A 2,062-nucleotide genomic window follows, 5' to 3' on the forward strand; every position below is an offset into this window, starting at 1 on the left:
GACGCAAGGTTCCGGTTTCGATTTCTTCGGCTTCGGCGACAAGCTCGCCGGCGAAGGCGAGATCCGTGAAAAATTCTGGCGCACCGCCAAGAAAGCGGCGCGGCAGATTCCGTTCATGGACGAAGTCGTCGCCGCCTATTATTGCGCCATGGACAAGGACACGCCGCTGCGCGCCAAGGCCACCCTGCTCGGTGCGCTTGGCTATTTCGTCCTGCCGTTCGATTTCATTCCCGATTTCGTCGTCGGCCTCGGCTACACCGACGACCTTGCCGTGCTGACCGCGGCGATCGCCGCCGTCAGCGCCCATATAACGCCTGCCCACAGGCAGGCCGCCAAGGACGCGCTGGCCGACAAGGGCTGACGGCAGCTTGCTCAGCCCGCAAATCAGCGCGTGCGAAAAGACAAACTCTTGCCGTTTTCGTGGCATCCAACTCCGCGCCGGAACGTCGCGCCAGCCGCTTTCAACGGTGGCGGCGCGACTGCATGTCGCCCAAAACTGCGTAGCGGTTTTTGGGTAACGACATGCACAACAAAAGAGACCCAAAGCACGTCGCTCGAACCCTTCGGCGTGATGTGCCTTGGGTGGGCGGTTTCCTGGGGTGAGTTCCTTTTGTCGAGGACGATTCACCGTTTGGTAACCCTGATTAAATCAAAATGAAGCGACGGCAGGACGCCACGCGGCCCGCCTCCGCACCATTTGGAATACGGGAAGAACGATGCGCGGATTGATTGCTATAGTTTCCAGCCTGGTCCTGGCGGCCGCCTTCGCGGCGCCGGCGCTGGCGCAGCAGGCGACCAAGATCGGCCAGCACAACGCCTGGGGCACCTACAGCTATCAGTCGCAGGCCGGCAAGGTCTGCTATGTGCTGACCGTGCCGACCGACAAGCAGCCGCCGTCGCTCGACCATGGCGACATGTTCTTCTTCGTCAGCCAGCGTCCCGGACAGCAGGTTTCCTACGAGCCGCAGTTCATCGCCGGCTACAACTTCCAGGAAGGCTCGAAGGCCACCGTCACCATCGACAAGAAGAGCTTCTCGATGTTCACCCGCGGCAAGTCGGCCTGGGTCGAGAACGCCGCCGAGGAGCCGGTGCTGATCGCCGCCATGAAGACGGGCACCGACATGAAGGTGCAGGCGAAGTCGGGCCGCGGCAACCCCACCTCCTACGTCTTCTCGCTGAAGGGCATATCGGCCGCGCTGGCCTCGATCGCCAAGTGCAAGTAAGCACGGACCGAGTCTTGATCCGAGGGCCGGGCCGCAAGCCCGGCCTTTTGCTTTTGAAAGCAATTCCGGAAAGGATGTGAAACGGATTGCTTGTCACGGCAAGCACGGCTTGGTGGCTATGGTGGGCATGTATGGCTCAGACCGGCGAGATGAGGACAACCCGAGGCCGAGCCATATTCCCCCGCGAGCGGACCGGAAGGAACCCTTCGTGAGCGCCCAACACCAGTCTCTTGTGATCGCCGCGATGTTGGCTCTTTGGTCTCAGGATTCGCGCGCCGACCCAAGAGCCGCCGTTGCGACCGCGGATTTTCTGAACAGCATCGGTGTCGTCAGCACATTTCCTGACCGGGGCCAGCCTTTGGCTAAGACCGTCGAGATGGTCCGCTATTGCGGCTTCCGGTGGGTGAGGGCGGGAATAGAGGGGTTAACTGACAACGGCCCCACGACCATGCAGACCTTTCTGGAACTGCATCGGCAAACCGGTGCCAGGCTGAGTTGGGGACTGGTGAGCGGTGGGTCTGACCTGAAGAGGTTGATGGAAACCGGCAAGGTATTGGCGCAGGCCGACGCGCTGCTGGCTTTTGAGGGCAACAACGAGCCAAACAACTGGGCTGTTGAGTATCGAGGCGAGAAAGGCGGTGGGCGCGGGTACTCCTGGATGGCGGTCGCGAAATTGCAGCGAGACCTTTACCACGCGGTCAACACGGATCCGGCGCTGGCGAAGTACCCCGTGGGGTCGATTTCGGAACCGGGAGCGCAAAATGACAGCGTTGGCCTTCAGTTTCTTGCAATTCCTCAGGACGCTGAAACCTTGATGCCGGACGGCACCAGATATGCGG

Annotated in this window: 2 protein-coding genes and 1 pseudogene; all 3 read left to right on the forward strand. The window is 61.3% G+C overall.

The features are described from left to right. Window positions 1-361, forward strand: a 361-nt coding sequence (locus EOA27_RS33690) for a YkvA family protein (RefSeq protein ID WP_245491253.1), incomplete at its 5' end; no start/stop codon positions are given. 355 nt (window positions 362-716) lie between these two features. Beyond that, window positions 717-1,223, forward strand: coding sequence for an invasion associated locus B family protein (locus tag EOA27_RS33695; RefSeq protein ID WP_126080426.1), 507 nt, complete (start codon window positions 717-719; stop codon window positions 1,221-1,223). Between the two features lie 208 nt (window positions 1,224-1,431). Continuing rightward, window positions 1,432-2,062, forward strand: a pseudogene (locus EOA27_RS33700) (glycosyl hydrolase); the annotation flags it as partial.

Origin of the sequence: Mesorhizobium sp. M2A.F.Ca.ET.037.01.1.1 (genome assembly GCF_003998075.1) — a bacterium.
Taxonomy (GTDB): domain Bacteria; phylum Pseudomonadota; class Alphaproteobacteria; order Rhizobiales; family Rhizobiaceae; genus Mesorhizobium.